A 13,600-nucleotide genomic window follows, 5' to 3' on the forward strand; every position below is an offset into this window, starting at 1 on the left:
AGCCGACGTGTCCGCAGTCTCACCGGACGGACGCAAGATGCTGCGCCTGGAGGTCCGCAACAGCCAGACCCCCATCGAGCGCAAGCCCGAGTGGATCAAGACGCGGGCGAAAATGGGTCCCGAGTACACGAAGATGCAGAACCTCGTGAAGAGCGAGGGCCTGCACACCGTCTGCCAGGAAGCCGGCTGCCCCAACATCTACGAGTGCTGGGAAGACCGCGAGGCGACCTTCCTCATCGGCGGCGACCAGTGCACCCGGCGCTGCGACTTCTGCCAGATCGACACCGGCAAGCCCGAGGCGCTCGACCGTGACGAGCCGCGCCGCGTCGGCGAGTCCGTGGTCACCATGGACCTGAACTACGCCACCATCACCGGCGTCGCCCGCGACGACCTGGAGGACGGCGGCGCCTGGCTGTACGCCGAGACGGTCCGCCAGATCCACCAGCAGACCGCCTCCCGCGAGGCCGGCCGCACCAAGGTCGAGCTCCTCGCCCCGGACTTCAACGCCGTACCGGAGCTGCTCCAGGAGGTCTTCGCCTCCCGCCCCGAGGTCTTCGCGCACAACGTCGAGACGGTGCCCCGGATCTTCAAGCGCATCCGCCCGGGCTTCCGCTACGAGCGCTCCCTGAAGGTCATCACCGAGGCCCGTGACTACGGCCTGGTCACCAAGTCCAACCTCATCCTCGGCATGGGCGAGACCCGCGAGGAGATCAGCGAGGCGCTGAAGCAGCTGCACGACGCGGGCTGCGAGCTGGTGACCATCACGCAGTACCTGCGCCCGTCCGTGCGCCACCACCCCGTGGAGCGCTGGGTCAAGCCGCAGGAGTTCGTGGAGCTGAAGCAGGAGGCCGAGGAGATCGGCTTCTCGGGCGTCATGTCCGGCCCGCTGGTGCGGTCCTCGTACCGCGCCGGGCGGCTCTACCAGATGGCCATCGAGAAGCGCGGCTCCTACGTCGCCTCGCAGGCCGTCTGATGGCACGGAGTGCCACTCTGCTCGTGTGAATCCGCGCACAAGCAACTACCTCTCGGTAGCCGCCGATTGACGCGGTCCTGGACGTCCCCGCAGATAGGGGGCCCGTCAGGGCCGCGTCAAGTGTTTTGGGCCGCGCATCAAGGCTTCATTGGTGTTTGACCGGTCGGTCACGCCCTGGTAACACCAATCAGTGACGCTGGTTGTACACCCCGTGCACCACTCACCAAAGCCGCCATTCCCGAGGGGGGACCTCCACCATGCAGGCCGCGCCCGTTCGCGCCACCGCCATCCCGTCGTTCACCACTGCACTGCGTGCCGTCGAGTCGCTGCTCATGAGCAGCGGTCAGCGCACCGCCCGCCGCAACGCCTGGACGTCCGTGCTGGAGGACCGCCGTCGCGCCAAGGACCGGGTCGAGGCTCAGCGCGTCCTGGACGAGGTCACCACCCTCCGCCCCTGACGCCGTCGTCCCCCGCGGCAAAGCCGCATATCGATGCAGCCCACGGCACCGCCGTCGTCGACGCCTCCCGGGCCACGTAGACTTCGTGGCATGGCGAGGAAGGACACGGCAGCGGATGCTGCGAACCCCGGGCGACTCAAGCAGATCGCTCTGACCTACAAGATGACCCGCAAGGCCGACAAGAAGATCGGTCTTGTACTCGCGGCTGTCGGAATCGTCACCTTCGGTGTCTTCCTCGCGATCGGTTTCTTGATCGGTCACCCCATCTATCTCGGCATCCTGGGCCTGCTGCTCGCCTTCCTCGCGTCGGCGATCGTGTTCGGGCGCCGGGCCGAGCGGGCGGCCTTCGGCCAGATGGAGGGCCAGCCGGGCGCCGCAGCGGCCGTGCTGGACAACATCGGCCGGGGCTGGACGACGACACCCGCGGTGGCGATGAACCGCAGCCAGGACGTGGTGCACCGGGCCGTCGGCAAGGCCGGCATCGTGCTGGTCGCCGAGGGCAACCCGAACCGGGTGAAGAGCCTGCTGGCCGCGGAGAAGAAGAAGATGAACCGCATCGTCGCGGACGTGCCGGTGCACGATCTGATCGTCGGCGTCGGTGAGGGCCAGGTCGGGCTGAAGAAGCTGCGGACCACCATGCTGAAGCTGCCCCGCGTGCTGACCGGTCCCCAGGTGACCGCCACCAACGACCGGCTGAAGGCCATGGGCGACCTCATGAGCAACATGCCGTTGCCGAAGGGGCCCATGCCCAAGGGCATGAAGCTGCCGAAGGGCGGGCCGAAGGCCCGTTGATCTCCCTCGCGCGAGACAGCTCGTACGAGAAAGGGGGCGCCCGGTTCCTGCCGGGCGCCCCCTTCGTCGTACGCGAGGATTCCTCGTACGCGAGGAGTCGGTGTCAGATCCGGACCTCGACCGTGGCAGCCAGCCGGTCGTGCAGGCCGCGGCCGTCGCGGTCCCAGATCAGGGCCGGGATCGCCACGCACAGCAGGGCCGAGCGCAGCAGGGCGCGCAGCGGGTTGACCGTGCCGGTCTCCAGGGTGACCACGCGCAGGCCGAAGAGGCGCTTACCCGGAGTGAAGCCGACAGTGCCGACGGTCAGGACGCTCATCAGGAAGAACAGCAGCAGGGCCCAGTTGCTGGTCGCCTGGCCGTAGCCGTCGGTGATGAGACCGTATGCGATCAAGACGCAGAGACCCCAGTCGACCGCTAGTGCTCCGAGCCGTCGGCCGGGGCGGGCGATCGACCCCGGCCCCTCCTCGGGCAGCCCGAGCTGTTCGCCCCGGTATCCGAAGTCGACACCGGCGTCCTCGGCGGCCGCGCGGGGGCCCGAGAGCCAGGATCCGATTGCTTGCCTCTTGTCCACGCGTCCACGGTACTGGGCGCGTTTTGCGATACGGACAGGTGGGGTGCGGTACGGGATGTCCGGTTAACGTGGGTGAAACAAATGGGTCACGCCCGAGAAATCACCCGTCCCTAGGGTCGAAGACAGCGTGTGCCACCGCACTGGCCGCACGAACGAACTACCACCCCGGCGCGGACGGTCGGGAGTAGGAGGAGCTGGATGTTCCAGAACGCCGACGAGGCCAAGAAGTTCATCGCGGACGAGGACGTCAAGTTCGTCGACGTCCGATTCTGCGACCTGCCGGGCGTCATGCAGCACTTCACGGTGCCCGTCGAGGCGTTCGACCCGGACGAGGAGCTCGCCTTCGACGGATCGTCGATCCGTGGTTTCCAGGCCATCCACGAGTCCGACATGGCGCTGCGCGCGGACCTGTCGACCGCCCGGGTCGACCCGTTCCGCCGGGACAAGACCCTCAACATCAACTTCTTCATCCACGACCCGATCACCGGCGAGCAGTACAGCCGTGACCCGCGGAACGTGGCGAAGAAGGCCGAGGCCTACCTCGCCTCCACCGGGATCGCCGACACGGCGTACTTCGGTCCCGAGGCCGAGTTCTACGTCTTCGACAGCGTGCGTTTCGCCACCACGTCGAACGAGTCCTTCTACCACATCGACTCCGAGGCGGGCGCCTGGAACACCGGTGCCCTCGAGGACAACCGTGGTTACAAGGTCCGCTACAAGGGCGGTTACTTCCCGGTCCCGCCGGTCGACCACTTCGCCGACCTGCGTGCCGAGATCTCCCTGGAGCTGGACCGGGCCGGCCTGAAGGTCGAGCGCCAGCACCACGAGGTGGGCACCGCCGGCCAGGCCGAGATCAACTACAAGTTCAACACGCTGCTCGCGGCCGCCGACGACCTGCAGCTCTTCAAGTACATCGTGAAGAACGTGGCCTGGCGCAACGGCAAGACCGCGACCTTCATGCCGAAGCCGATCTTCGGTGACAACGGCTCGGGCATGCACGTCCACCAGTCGCTGTGGACCGGCGGCCAGCCGCTCTTCTACGACGAGGCCGGTTACGCGGGCCTGTCGGACACCGCCCGCTACTACATCGGCGGCATCCTCAAGCACGCCCCGTCGCTGCTGGCCTTCACCAACCCGACGGTGAACTCGTACCACCGTCTGGTCCCGGGCTTCGAGGCGCCGATCAACCTGGTGTACTCGCAGCGCAACCGCTCCGCCGCGATGCGTATCCCGATCACCGGCTCCAACCCGAAGGCCAAGCGCGTCGAGTTCCGCGCGCCCGACTCCTCCGGCAACCCGTACCTGGCCTTCTCGGCCCTGCTGCTGGCGGGCCTGGACGGCATCAAGAACAAGATCGAGCCGGCCGAGCCGATCGACAAGGACCTCTACGAGCTGGCTCCCGAGGAGCACGCGGGCGTCGCGCAGGTCCCGACCTCCCTCCCGGCCGTCCTCGACTCCCTCGAGGCCGACCACGAGTTCCTCCTCCAGGGCGACGTCTTCACGCCGGACCTGATCGAGACGTGGATCGACTACAAGCGCGCGAACGAGATCGCCCCGCTGCAGCTGCGTCCGCACCCGCACGAGTTCGAGCTCTACTTCGACGTGTGATCGGTTTCTGATCGGGTGTCTGATCGGTATCCGACCGAGGCATGGCGACCGCGCCCCCGCTGTTGTACTGACAGCGGGGGCGCGGTCGTATGTTCTATTCTTCTGTCGCTGAGACGACACGGGGGTGGATGGGATGCCCGAGCACGAACAGGACGACCAGGAGCGCGAGTTCGACCTCAGGTGGGCGGACCAGGCCGAGCACAAGGAGCCCTCGGCCCGGGCCCGGATGCTCGCCGCGCGGTGGAAGGAGAACCCGCCCGGTCCGGTGCCGTTCCGGGCCGACCCCGAGCATGTGGCACGGCAGCATCGCCGCTCGGGCTGGGTGTCCACGACGATCGTCCTCGGCTGCGTCGCCGCGGTGATCGTCCTGCTGGGCTACATCAACTTCCGCACCTACTGAGACCGGGTCTTTGCTGGCCCTAGGGCCGATCACGACCCGTTCATGGGGGTCACCGGGTGCACACTGGGCAGTGGGACGAGTGCCTGAGTGCGCGCGGGGTGATGCGAGATGCAGAGCCGCTTCAAGAGTGATCGGCGGTTGACCGCCCGGATGGGCGTCACGCTGTTTCTCCTCGGTTTGTTGTACGTGGGGTTCGTCGCCGCGTTGATCGTGTTGCTGAAGTCCTGGGTGCTCGTCGTGGTCGTGGCGGCGGGGCTGCTGGGGGCTCAGTACTGGTTCTCGGACCGGGTCGCACTGTTCGCGATGCGCGGGCGGGTCGTGGAGCGGGAGGAGTATCCCGAGCTGCACGGGGTCGTCGACCGGCTGTGCGCCCTCGCCGACATGCCGAAGCCCGTGGTCGCCGTGTCGGAGATGGAGATGCCGAACGCGTTCGCCACCGGGCGCAATCCCGCTCATGCCGTGGTCTGTGTGACCACCGGGCTGCTGCGGCGGCTGGAGCCGGACGAGCTGGAGGGTGTGCTCGCGCACGAGTTGTCGCATGTGGCGCACAAGGACGTCGCCGTGATCACGGTGGCCTCGTTCCTCGGCGTGATCGCGGGGCTGATCGTGCGGTTCGCCTTCTACTCGCAGCTGTTCGGCGGCGGGCGCCGGGATCAGAACACCGCGGTCGTCTTCGCCGCCGTGATGGGCGTGTCGGCGGCCGTGTACGCGATCAGCTTCCTGTTGATCCGGGCCCTGTCCCGGTACCGGGAGCTGGCCGCCGACCGGGCCGCGGCGCTGCTCACCGGGCGGCCCTCGGTGCTGGCCTCCGCGCTGACCAAGGTGACAGGGGACATCGCTCGGATCCCGACGAAGGACCTGCGCACGGCCCAGGCCTTCAACGCCTTCTACTTCACTCCGGCGCTGGGCCGCGAGCCCAGTCTCGCGCAGCTCTTCTCCACCCACCCGAGTCTGGAGCAGCGGCTCGACCAACTGGGGCGGATCTCCGCCGAGTTGGGTGAGGCGACGGCTCCCGGAGGGGCGTGAGATGGGGCTGCTGGACATCCTGCTCGGCCGTACGAAGCCGGTCGCGCCCGATCTCGACCAGCTCTTCGCGCTGCCGTCGGCGGCGGTGACGCTGGAGGCGGCGGCCGGGTTCCGGCCGACCGGGAGTGGAGCGGTGTGCTTCGCCCCGGTCGAGGGCGCGGTCTTCGAGCAGATACACCGCGAGGTCCAGGCCCTGCTCGACGCGGACGCCGAGCGCGAGGGCCGGCCGGTGGAGCTGACACGGGATGGATACGGCTACTCGTGGCTGGTCTCCCGGCGCACGCCCGAGCAGCTGCCGGAGCTGGTCAACGACCTGCACGCGGTGAACAGCGCGATGGAGGTCAACGGCTTCGGGCCGCAGCTGCTGTGCTCGCTGGCGGGGTTCGGGGACGACGAGGGCAGACGGCTCGCCCTCGTCTACCTCTACAAGCGGGGCACCTTCTACCCGTTCGCGCCGCTGGCCGGCACCGCCGACCGGCGTGACAACCCGTTGGAGCTGCGGGTGAAGGCGGTCCTCACGAACGACCTGCGGATCGAGCAGGACCTGGGCCGCTGGTTCCCGGTCTGGGGTGCCCCCGGCCTGTGACCGGGGGCGCCTCGGGCTACCAGTCGAGCTGGTCTCACTTGCTCTTGTCGCGCTCCTGGCGACGGGCCTCCATGGGACGCTCGCGCCGGTAGCGGCGCTCCCACTTGGCCTGCATGTCGCGGCGGTCACGGTAGGAGCGGTAGTCCGCGGGCATGGAACCACCCGACGAGGACCCTCCCCCGGGCCCGCCGCTCGGCACAGAGGAGTTCCGGCCGTACTGCAGGTAGAGGAAGAGCACCACGACGGCGGCCAGCCAGTAGAGGTGGTTGTCGAATCCTAGGATCACCAGGACGACGGTCCCGGACATGACGATGGTGCCCATCACGGGCCTCCGTGAGCGTGGGTCGATTCTGGATCTGGAGCGGTGACCGATGTTCCGACGGGGCGCTGGGGGAAAGGCGACCGTCCGTCGGTGCGTAGAGAGTAGCCCCGAGCCCGCAGAGTGGCGCCTGCCCTGCGCAAAGCGGCGTGAGCTGCTCCATTACGCGTGTCCAGCGTAGGGATCCGGTCACCGGGCGTGCACCTCCTTTTCCCGTGACCCAAGTGCCGTGAATGAATGAGGCACATGACCGAGCTCTCCTCTTTCACATGCGCCCACGACGGTGAACTGCTCAGCGGGATGTACGGCGGTGACGACGGCGGCGGCCCGGACACAGCCACCGTCGTCCTGCTGCACGGCGCGGGCAACGGCAGCAAGGAACGGCTGCTCCCGCTGCTCGCCGAGTTCGTCTCCCGTGGCTGCCGTGGGCTCGCCTTCGACTTCTCGGGGCACGGCGAAAGCACCGGCGAACTGCGGGAGTTGAGCCTGCGGCGGCGCCTGGAGCAGGCGGTCGCCGTCATCGACGCGCGCGTGCCGGCGGGCGGGCCGCTGATCGTGGTCGGGTTCAGCATGAGCGGGCAGACGGTGGCGGACCTCGTCGGCCACTACGGGGAGCGCGTGGCGGCGGTGGGGCTGTGCGCGCCCGCGGTGTACGCGCAGGAGGCGTGGGACGTGCCGTTCGGCGAGGGCAACGGACGGTTCAGCGAGATCATCCGCAGGCCGGACGGCTGGCGGGCGGCTCCCGCGCTCGATGTGCTGCGGGCGTACGAGGGGCGGGCGGTGCTCGCGGTGCCGGGGACGGACGCGATCATCCCGCCGGACGTGACGGAGGCGGTGCAGGACGCGCTGGCCGCTCGCGCGCAGTTCACCCGGTTCGAGGTGCCGGACGCGGAGCACATGCTGGGGCTGTGGTTCCAGGAGCATGCCGAGGACCGGCGGGAGTTCGTGACGGCCGTACTGACCGGCCTGGGCGACCGGGGCTGGACGGCCACCCGCTCGTGGCTGGCCAAGCAGCTGCCGCAGGGGCGGACCGTCACCGGCACCGCGTTCGCGAAGGGCGGCTGGAGCTCGCAGATGCGGCGGCTCACCCTCGACGACGGCGCCGAGCTCGCGCTGCGCACGTTCGTGAAGCCCTTCTTCCGCGGACACGCGCCCGGTCTGCTGTCCCGTGAGGCGTCGGTCCTCACCCTGCTCGCCGCCCAGGAGGGCGTTCCCGCACCCCGGTTGATCGCCGTCGACGCCACGGCCGAGCACTGCGACCACCCCTCACTGCTGATGTCCCTGCTGCCGGGCCGGGTGCGGGTCGACGAGGAGGATCTGGAGCGGCGCTTGGATCTGCTCGCGGACCAACTCGTCCGGGTCCACCGGGTCGTACCGGAGGAACGACCGCGCGCCTACCAGGCCTGGACGTCTCCGGAGCGGGTGCGGACGCCGGGCGGCGCGCTCTGGGAACGGGCCGTGGACGTGATCCGCCGCGAGCCCCCTGCCTACGCGGGGTGCTTCCTGCACCGGGACTTCCACCCGGGGAACGTGTTGTTCAGCGGTGCGGGCACGGAGCTGCGGATCAACGGTGTCGTCGACTGGGTGGAGACGTCATGGGGCCCGGCCGACCTCGACGTCGCCCACTGCTCGACGGCGCTCGCGCTGCTGCACGGCCCCGAGTACGGGCTCGGCTTCCGGGAGCGGTACGAGGCACGCGGCGGGCGCCGACTCGCGGCTCCGGCCGACCACTTGTACTGGCGGCTGCTGGACGCCCTGGCCTACTCCCCCGACGCTGCCAAGCTCGCGGGGCCGTGGCGTGAGCTGGGGCGGACGGATCTGACGCCGGAGGTGCTGGGCGGGCGGTTGGCGGCGTACGTGGGCGGGTTGCTGGAGTGGTACGGCTGACGGCGTCAGACCCCGGGCTCGGCCCTGACCACCCCGGCCGCGACGGCGGCGCCCAGGGTCGTGTGGTCGGCGGCGGTCTGGTCGGCGTAGGCCAGCGCGAAGTCGCGGACCGCGCGGTCGAAGGTGTCGGCGCTGCCGAGGTAGCCGGCGATGGCGATCCGGTCGCCGGAGCGGGCGTGGGCCCGGGCGAGGGCGGTGCCGCAGAGGCGGGCGTAGGACAGAAGGTCGTCCGGGCTCATCCCGGCGACGTCCGCGGAGCCCTTCATGTCGCGCAGCTGACGCCAGTAGAAGGCACGGCCCTGCGGGCCGGACATCCAGCCGAGGAAGATGTCACTCGCGGCCTGCAACAGACGCTGACCTGCGACGACGCGATGGCCGGGGTGGGCGTACGGCCCACTCGGCAGATGCTCCTCCAGGACGGACTGGCGCGCCTCCTTGATCTGTAGGAACAGCGGGTCGTCGGTGTCGCGCCCGGCGAGCAGCACGATGAAGCAGCGCAGGCCGACGCTGCCCACCCCGACGACCTTGCGGGCGGCGTCGACGAAGCGGTAGCGGTCGAGGAGCAGGCGGCGCTCCTCGGCGAGGGTCGAGCGGTAGTCGCTGAAGATCTTGCGCAGGGAGGCCATGTCGGAGGTGCCCGCGGGTTCGAGGAGCGGCGGGTCGTGGATGATGCGCCGGCGTCCGTCCACGACGTCGGTGAGCTTGCCGTAGGCCTGCAGGCTGGTGCGGCGACGGGCGCGGCCGAGGCTGGACTCGACGCGGTGGCGGTTGCGGGCGGAGCGGGCCAGGGGCAGGAGCTGCTCGGCGTCGATGCGCGCGTACCAGACGTCGAGCTCGCCGAGCCGGGAAAGCCGCCGGACGGCGGTGCGGTACGCGGTCACGGTCGCCAGGGCCGCGCGGCCGACCGTGGCCTCCGGGTGGCCGTTCTCGCGGGCGGCCACGGCGACCGAGGCGGCGAGGCGTTTGACGTCCCACTCGAAGGGGCCGGGGAACGTCTCGTCGAAGTCGTTCAGGTCGAAGAGCAGGGTGCGTTCCGGGGAGGCGTACAGGCCGAAGTTGAGCAGGTGGGCGTCGCCGCACAGCTGCACGGTGAGGCCGGTGTGCGGGACGGCGGCGAGGTCGGCGGCCATCACGGCGGCCGCGCCGCGCAGGAAGGCGAACGGGGACGCCGCCATCCGGCCGTACCTGATCGGCAGCAGCTCGGGCAGCCGGTCGCGGCCCTGGCGTTCCAGTACGGCGACGGGGTCGGGGCGGTCCACGGAGGGGATCCAGGCGGCGTGCGCGGAGCGGGGGACCTGTTTGCGGGCGGCTTTGCCGCGGAGGGCTCGGTCGGCGGGGGCGGTGGGAGTGATGTGGGCGGTGGTGGGGGTCTTCATGGGGAGACGGTTCTGTGTACGGCCGTCCCGTGCGCCGGCCGTCGTATGCCGTGTCCGTCCATCGCACCTCCCGCTGCCACGCCCGCTCGGGACGGGGTCCGTCGCCTCCTGATCGCAGTGAAGGCGGGGCGCGGGGTGGGCGCATGCCGGGTACGGCGATCGGGTGACGGGGCGGTCGGGCGGACAGCGACCGTCGGGCGGGCGGAGGCCGTTGTCAGTGGCGTCGGGGAGGATGCGGTCACGGACGAGGTGACGGTGTGACGGCGTGACGGGTGGAGGCCGGGATGAGTGGCGGACTGCGGTACATCGGGGTGGCGGAGCGCCGGGCCCGGCTGGGGGTGCGGCATCGGCTGGCCGGGGCCGCTCGGGCGGCAGGGCCGGTCGAGGTCGCCGAGTCGCTGGTCGCGCTGCACGGCACCGATCCGGCGACCGTGTACCTGGCCGTGGGCGCGCGGCTGGCGGAGCCCGCGAAGACCGTCGGGCAGACCGAGCGGGCGTTGTACGAGGACCGGGCGCTGGTCCGGATGCACGGCATGCGGCACACCGTGTTCGTGTTCCCCACCCACCTGACGGCCGTCGTGCACGCCTCGACCGGCCTCGCTGTCGCCGCCCGGGAGCGGGCCACGTTGGTCAAGGCCATGGCGACGGCGGGGGCGCCGGACGCGGCCTGGCTGGCGGAGGTCGAGGAGTCGACGCTGGCCGCGCTGGCCCGGCGCGGGCCGGCGACGGCGGCCGAACTCGCCGAGGACGAGCCGCGGTTGCGCGAGCGGTTCGTGTACGGGGCCGGCAAGAGCTACGAGGGGGTGCACACCGTCTCGACGCGGCTGCTGCGGGTGCTGGGCGTCGAGGGAAAGGTGGTGCGGGGGCAGCCGCTGGGCTCCTGGACGTCCTCGCAGTTCCGGTGGGCGGTGGCGCCCGACCATCCCGAGCTGGACGTTTCCGGGGCGCAGGCGGAGCTGCTGCGGCGCTGGCTCGCGGTGTGCGGGCCGGCGACGGAGGCCGACCTCAAGTGGTGGACCGGGTGGAAGGTCACCGAAGTACGCCGGGCGCTGGGGGCTATCGGGGCGCAGGCCGTGTCCCTCGACGAGGGGACGGGGTACGTCGTCGACGGCGACGTCGGTCCGGTGGCCGAGCCCGCGGAGCCGTGGGCGGCGCTGCTGCCCGCCCTCGACCCCACGGCGATGGGGTGGCAGCGACGGGAGTGGTATCTCGCGCCGGAGCTGTGGCCGTCGCTGTTCGACCGCAGCGGCAATGTGGGGCCGACGGTGTGGTGGAACGGGCGTGTGGTGGGCGGCTGGGCTCAGCGCGGGGACGGGGAGATCGTCTGGCGGTTGCTGGAGGACCTGGGGGGCGTGGAGCGGCGGGCGGTTCAGGCCGCGGTCGCCGTGGAGGCGGAGCGGCTGCGGGGGTGGGTGGGGGCGGCTCGGGTGACGCCTCGGTTTCGGACGCCGTTGGAGCGGGAGTTGTCGGCGTAGGGGGCGGTGCCGGGTGCCCGCACCGGGCAGGGGCAGAGGCAGTGCCGGGTGCCCTCGGTCAGGGGGCACCCGGCCTCGGGGCTTACCTCGAATACCTCATGAACGCCCGCACCATGTGGCACGTCGTGTCCGACGGCGGGTGCACGCCGATCGTCTCCGCGGTGCTTCGGATCGTGTCGTTGCGGGCCTGGTTGGGCATGAAGACGCCCGAGTCGAGCAGGGCGATCGCCAGGCGCATGGCCTTGAGGCGGCGGTTGTGGGTGATGTACCACTCGCGCGGACGGCCCGGCGGCAACGGCCGCTTTTCCAACGGCGCGTACGGCAGGTCGAGCAGCACCGGGTGCTGCGCGGTGGACTGGGTGGGCAGCGGCTTGCGGGTCGGCTTCTGCTTCAGTGCGGCAGCGGGCACAGGCATCCTCCTGTCGCGGTAGAGCGCCGGTCGGGTTCCCCGGCGACGCTCTCGAACACTGGTTACAGTTTACTGCCCGGCACTGACAATCCGGGGGTCCCGGAGGTCCATGAAATGCCCTGGTCAGCAACGAAATTGTCACTGTGTCACGCCGGTGTCGCGAGGTGTGTGTGAGGCGGCGGAAAATTCGAACACGGGGCGTCCGACAGGCGGCTGGCGCCCGGTCGACGGAGGCTGTCGCGCCGGTCGGGATACCGTGAGCGGCATGGAGATCTGGATCAATCCGGCCTGTTCCAAGTGCCGTAGCGCCCTCACGCTGCTCGACGCCGAGGGGGCGGACTACACCGTCCGCCGCTACCTGGACGACGTGCCGACCGCGGACGAGATCCGGGACGTCCTCGATCGGCTCGGCCTCGAGCCCTGGGACATCACCCGGACCCAGGAGGCCGTCGCCAAGGAGCTCGGGGTCAAGGAGTGGGCCCGGGACGCGGGTTCGCGGGAGCGGTGGATCACGGCCCTGGCCGAGCACCCCAAGCTGATCCAACGGCCGATCATCACCGCGGACGACGGTACGGCCGTTGTCGCGCGGACCGAAGACGCCGTACGGGATGCCCTGTCCCGGGAGAGCTGAAGGCCTGCCAGAAGGCCTGCCCTGCTGAGCTCTGTGTGATGCAGGTTACTTCAGTGACTCCCGTAACCGCTGAGTAACCTCGTTCGGTATCTCGTACATAGCGGCGTACGCTCCCCTACCTCTCAGGAGGCGCGCATGTCGCGTAGGAGAAGTCTCAGCACGAAGAAGAAACTCGCGCTGTTCGCGAGTGCGGCGACGGTGGCCGCAGGCGGCGCCTTCGTCATGGCGAACACCTCGAACGCCTCGCAGAGTCCCAGGACCCTGTCGGACGCGGACTCCAACGTCTGCCAAGGCCTCGCCACCGCTCTCGGCAACAACCAGAAGTTCATCGACGGTCAACGGGCCGATCCGGACGCGCAGTCCGAGGCCCGGATCGCCAACCGCGAGGCCGTCATCGCGCAGATCAAGGTTCAGCAGGAAGCGTCCGGGTGTGCGGTTGGGGAGTCGGCTCAGGACTCCCAGGCTTCGCAGCCGGCGCAGACCGCTCCCGCGGAGGCCGGCGACACGGGGGGCGCCGGCGACGCGGAGAACGCAGGGAACGCGGGGAACGCGGGGAACGCGGGGAACGCGGGGAACGCGGGGAACGCGGGGAACGCGGGGAACGCGGGAAATACCGGCGGCGATGCCGCGGCCTCGGGACAGCAGGTCTGCAACGGCTCGACGGTCACGCTCTCCGGTGAGGGCGGCGCCCCGGCGGCGTCCAGCAGCCAATTCCCGGCCGGTACGAAGCTGAAGGTCACCAACCTGGACAACAACAAGTCCACGACGGTGGAGGTCACTTCGGTCTCCGGCAGCTGCGTGCTGCTCAACAACGCGGCCTTCGAGCAGGTACGCGAGCCCGGCAAGTTCCTGATCCGCCGCGCGGTGATCGAGAAGGTGGGGTGAGGCTCGGGTAACCACGCCGTACGTGATGGGGGAAGGCCCTGCCGCTCGCGGCCACGAGCGGCAGGGCCCGCGTGCGGCAGGGCCCGCGTGCGGCAGGGCCCGCGTGCGGCAGGGCCCGCGTGCGGCAGGCGGTGCGTGCGGCCTGGTGTCTCACTCCCATCGCATACGAGCCGCCGCACCGTGCCGGCCCGCGGCGCCGGATGT

15 protein-coding genes are annotated in these 13,600 nt (G+C 70.4%); 11 read left to right on the forward strand and 4 right to left on the reverse strand.

The genetic code is table 11. The features are described 5' to 3' along the window. Window positions 1-7: 7 nt before the first annotated feature. The 3 genes from lipA (at window position 8) to PBV52_RS12500 (ending at window position 2,223) form a co-directional block, all read left to right on the forward strand. Complete coding sequence (lipA, locus tag PBV52_RS12490) at window positions 8-973, forward strand: lipoyl synthase (RefSeq protein ID WP_274238407.1); 966 nt, start codon at window positions 8-10, stop codon at window positions 971-973. A gap of 257 nt (window positions 974-1,230) precedes the next feature. Continuing rightward, window positions 1,231-1,431 (forward strand): hypothetical protein, encoded by a 201-nt coding sequence (locus tag PBV52_RS12495; RefSeq protein ID WP_274238409.1) that lies wholly within the window; start codon window positions 1,231-1,233, stop codon window positions 1,429-1,431. A 90-nt stretch (window positions 1,432-1,521) separates the two neighbouring features. Then, window positions 1,522-2,223: a DUF4191 domain-containing protein gene (locus PBV52_RS12500; RefSeq protein WP_274238410.1), complete on the forward strand. Its 702-nt coding sequence runs from the start codon at window positions 1,522-1,524 to the stop codon at window positions 2,221-2,223. A 103-nt stretch (window positions 2,224-2,326) separates the two neighbouring features. On the opposite strand, the gene PBV52_RS12505 is transcribed toward PBV52_RS12500, so the two are convergent. Beyond that, window positions 2,327-2,794, reverse strand: a complete 468-nt coding sequence (locus tag PBV52_RS12505; protein ID WP_274238411.1) for an RDD family protein — start codon at window positions 2,792-2,794, stop codon at window positions 2,327-2,329. Window positions 2,795-2,992: 198 nt separating this feature from the next. Here PBV52_RS12505 and glnA point away from each other — a divergent pair, with 198 nt between their 5' ends. The 4 genes from glnA to PBV52_RS12525 all read left to right on the forward strand — a co-directional run bounded on the left by glnA (window position 2,993) and on the right by PBV52_RS12525 (window position 6,414). After that, window positions 2,993-4,402 (forward strand): type I glutamate--ammonia ligase, encoded by a 1,410-nt coding sequence (gene glnA / locus PBV52_RS12510; RefSeq protein ID WP_128437170.1) that lies wholly within the window; start codon window positions 2,993-2,995, stop codon window positions 4,400-4,402. A 133-nt stretch (window positions 4,403-4,535) separates the two neighbouring features. After that, window positions 4,536-4,802 carry a hypothetical protein gene (locus tag PBV52_RS12515; protein ID WP_274238412.1) on the forward strand — a complete coding sequence of 89 codons (267 nt, stop codon included), beginning with the start codon at window positions 4,536-4,538 and terminating at the stop codon, window positions 4,800-4,802. Between the two features lie 108 nt (window positions 4,803-4,910). Continuing rightward, entirely contained in the window at window positions 4,911-5,828 is a 918-nt protein-coding gene (gene htpX / locus PBV52_RS12520; protein WP_274238413.1) for a zinc metalloprotease HtpX, read from the forward strand. A gap of 1 nt (window position 5,829) precedes the next feature. After that, the gene (locus tag PBV52_RS12525; protein WP_274238414.1) at window positions 5,830-6,414 is read left to right on the forward strand and encodes a hypothetical protein; all 585 of its coding nucleotides are present in this window, start codon (window positions 5,830-5,832) and stop codon (window positions 6,412-6,414) included. 34 nt (window positions 6,415-6,448) lie between these two features. On the opposite strand, the gene PBV52_RS12530 is transcribed toward PBV52_RS12525, so the two are convergent. After that, a complete protein-coding gene (locus PBV52_RS12530; RefSeq protein ID WP_274238415.1) occupies window positions 6,449-6,736 on the reverse strand; it encodes a hypothetical protein in 288 nt (95 codons plus the stop codon). 243 nt (window positions 6,737-6,979) lie between these two features. Here PBV52_RS12530 and PBV52_RS12535 point away from each other — a divergent pair, with 243 nt between their 5' ends. Next, window positions 6,980-8,620: an alpha/beta fold hydrolase gene (locus tag PBV52_RS12535; protein ID WP_274238416.1), complete on the forward strand. Its 1,641-nt coding sequence runs from the start codon at window positions 6,980-6,982 to the stop codon at window positions 8,618-8,620. Window positions 8,621-8,625: 5 nt separating this feature from the next. Here the strand turns inward: PBV52_RS12535 and PBV52_RS12540 are convergent, their stop codons facing one another. Further along, complete coding sequence (locus tag PBV52_RS12540) at window positions 8,626-9,996, reverse strand: DUF2252 domain-containing protein (protein ID WP_274238417.1); 1,371 nt, start codon at window positions 9,994-9,996, stop codon at window positions 8,626-8,628. Window positions 9,997-10,280: 284 nt separating this feature from the next. Between PBV52_RS12540 and PBV52_RS12545 the strand changes: the two genes are divergently transcribed. Further along, entirely contained in the window at window positions 10,281-11,471 is a 1,191-nt protein-coding gene (locus PBV52_RS12545) for a winged helix DNA-binding domain-containing protein (protein ID WP_274238418.1), read from the forward strand. A gap of 82 nt (window positions 11,472-11,553) precedes the next feature. Here PBV52_RS12545 and PBV52_RS12550 read toward each other — a convergent pair whose 3' ends face one another. Then, window positions 11,554-11,880, reverse strand: coding sequence for a hypothetical protein (locus tag PBV52_RS12550; protein WP_274238419.1), 327 nt, complete (start codon window positions 11,878-11,880; stop codon window positions 11,554-11,556). A gap of 265 nt (window positions 11,881-12,145) precedes the next feature. On the opposite strand from PBV52_RS12550, the gene PBV52_RS12555 reads away from it, so the two are divergent. Both PBV52_RS12555 and PBV52_RS12560 read left to right on the forward strand, forming a co-directional pair. After that, window positions 12,146-12,511 carry an arsenate reductase family protein gene (locus PBV52_RS12555; RefSeq protein WP_274238420.1) on the forward strand — a complete coding sequence of 122 codons (366 nt, stop codon included), beginning with the start codon at window positions 12,146-12,148 and terminating at the stop codon, window positions 12,509-12,511. Between the two features lie 135 nt (window positions 12,512-12,646). After that, the gene (locus PBV52_RS12560; protein WP_274238421.1) at window positions 12,647-13,396 is read left to right on the forward strand and encodes a hypothetical protein; all 750 of its coding nucleotides are present in this window, start codon (window positions 12,647-12,649) and stop codon (window positions 13,394-13,396) included. Window positions 13,397-13,600: the final 204 nt, after the last annotated feature.

The organism is Streptomyces sp. T12, assembly GCF_028736035.1.
GTDB lineage: Bacteria > Actinomycetota > Actinomycetes > Streptomycetales > Streptomycetaceae > Streptomyces.